The sequence below is a fragment of the Aeromonas sp. HMWF014 genome, assembly GCF_963878295.1.
Lineage (GTDB): Bacteria > Pseudomonadota > Gammaproteobacteria > Enterobacterales > Aeromonadaceae > Aeromonas > Aeromonas popoffii.
Window position 1 is genome coordinate 1 of the sequence record NZ_CAWNYS010000334.1, and the last position, 1,718, is coordinate 1,718.

1 protein-coding gene is annotated in these 1,718 nt (G+C 64.2%); it reads right to left on the bottom strand.

Annotated features, from left to right (window positions below; all coding sequences use genetic code 11):
• The coding region (locus AAC083_RS14145) for a C80 family cysteine peptidase (RefSeq protein ID WP_258224693.1) at positions 1 to 1,718 on the bottom strand (1,718 nt) is incomplete at both ends.

Here is a 1,718-nt window from a genome sequence, read left to right on the forward strand (position 1 = left end):
CCTGGGTCAGGATCCCGAACAGGGAGCCCAGGTTGGTGTCCAGAATCGCCTGGATGTTGTCACCAAACACAAAGTTCCAGTTGCCCGTGGTGACCTGGATATCGGCCCCCTGCCCGGCAACTGCGAAGTTGAACGCCAGCTTCTCGTTGGCCTGGCGCAGCTTGTCCGCCCGGCTCAGAGGTCCCTGTTCGCCCTGACCACCGCCAGAAATGCGCTTGTTGAACGCCTTGTTGAGGGTCGCCTCCAGATCGCTCTTGAGGCCGCGACTGCTGCGCTCATGGTCGCTGTCCAGAGCCGTGAGCGAGCCGTACTTGACGCTGCTGGTCTGATCCAGCCCGGCCATGTCCGCCACGAACTTGTCGGCCCCGGCCAGGGTCCACTGCTCCCACTGGCTGGCAACCCAGTCCGGCTGAGAGCCGTCACCGGCAATCTGCTGCAGGGCACCGGCGATGCGGGCCGCCCCGCCAAAGGGGTTGACCATGGGCGGCGTGGGGATGGATTTCTCCAGCATCACGATGAGATCGTTGCTGCGCCCCAGGTTGAAGCTGACGTTGCGTTGACCCACGAACAGCTGGGCCCCCTCCAGCGCCCGGTAACCGGCGATGTCCAGGCTGTGTTTGCTGTCGCCATCCCCGATGTGCACCATGACGTTGTTGTCGCCGAAGGCCAGTGACTTCATGCCACCCGTACCCACTTTGACACCCAGGTTGCTGGTGCCCCAGTTGATGGCGGTGAACTCGCCATCCCCCACGTTGACCTGAATGTTGCCGGAGTAACTGACGGCATGGTCGGGCCTTTCCGCAGCAGGCTCAGGCTGATGCTGTTTTTCGGGGGCGACGAAGGTTTCGTCGTTGTCGGCGATGGCACCGCGGGCGCGACGCTCGCCGTCACCCCGGCCCACCTTGGCCAGATCGATATCCCCTTCGGCCACGCCGCCGCGCACCAGCTCGGTGTGCGCAACAGGCTCGCCGGCTTCGTTAAGGGTCAGCACCACCTTGTTGCCAGCCACCTTGCGGGCCCAGACATCATCTTCACCACGGGTGTGCTTGCGACCAGCCAGATCGACCGCCACCTCACTGCTGCGGGCCGATACCTGGGCGCTTATCCCCTCATTTTTCAATGCCTTGATGAAGCGACTCGCAAAGCCGGTCTGCTGATCGTCGCTCACCAGGGAGCACCCCACCAGACTGACGTAGCTCGGCTTGCTCGCCACCCCCGCCTCTTGCAGGCGATCGCCGAACCGGCGCAGACGCCCGGCCAGCTCATCGGCACTGTAACCACTGAGTCGGCTGTTGTTCTGCTCGTCACCGTCGCGACCGTGACCCACCACCTGCCAGCGAATATTGCCAGCCAGCTGCGCAGGATCGCCATACACCAGCCGATAGTTGCCATCCGCATCCAACTGCATCACCACGCTGTGGTCGGGGTGCTTGCCCGCCAGACTGGCCGCCGCTTTGGCGGCAACCGGATCATCTTCGGTCTGAATGATGATCTGGCCATCGAAGCGGGTCTCCCCCCCCTGGCGGCCCGGTGTCACCTCAAGCGGCTGCCACTGGGTAACCTGCTGGTTGCGTACCGGCTGATCCGCACCGTCCAGGCCCGCCACCGGCGTCCATTTCCTGACGACATCGCCGTACTCGACCCGCTGGCGGGTGTCATCCTCCTGCAGGTGCAAGCGGTTATCTGCATCCACCTTCAGGGCGGGCAACCCCAGACGG